This is a genomic window from Bartonella sp. MU37NMGALS, from assembly GCF_042194015.1.
GTDB classification, from domain to species: domain Bacteria; phylum Pseudomonadota; class Alphaproteobacteria; order Rhizobiales; family Rhizobiaceae; genus Bartonella; species Bartonella grahamii.
On sequence record NZ_JBHIML010000164.1, the window covers coordinates 1 to 542 of the forward strand.

Here is a 542-nt window from a genome sequence, read left to right on the forward strand (position 1 = left end):
ATAAATAATGATTTCAATATGTACACTGTACAGTATGCGATTATTTTTAGATAAAAATTATTTTTACTCTTGACATTGTTGCGTCAATGTCTATTTTCGAATCAGGTGCCTAGAAAACACCTTAAACACATAGCGGATTGGTTGCCGAAACAATCTATCTTCTGAGCATTAAAGATTTTGACTCATTATATGCTGTAGCATATAAAGATCTTGTCGGGTGTGGTTACGCTATACAATACTCTTTATGGGGAAAGCGTAACGACGGACTATTGGCCGTGTTTCTTAGCGCCCGGCATTCTTCTGGAATGTCAATAAGAAACCTCTAACCAATAGGAGTTCATCATGAACACTCTCATAGAAATTAAAGAACAAATGATTGGACAAGAACCTGTTCAAACTGTTAACGCACGTGAATTATATATGTTCTTAGAAGTCAACTCTAAGTTTGCAGATTGGATTGTACGCCGTATTAAAGAATATGGATTTTTGGAAAATCAAGATTATGGTTTTACGTTTCTCAAAAATGAGAAACGTAAAAATGT

At 34.5% G+C, this 542-nt stretch carries 1 protein-coding gene; it reads left to right on the top strand.

Annotated features, from left to right (window positions below; genetic code table 11):
- Window positions 1-342: 342 nt before the first annotated feature.
- The coding region (locus tag ACFIJP_RS09725) for an antA/AntB antirepressor family protein (protein WP_375627228.1) at window positions 343-542 on the top strand (200 nt) is incomplete at its 3' end.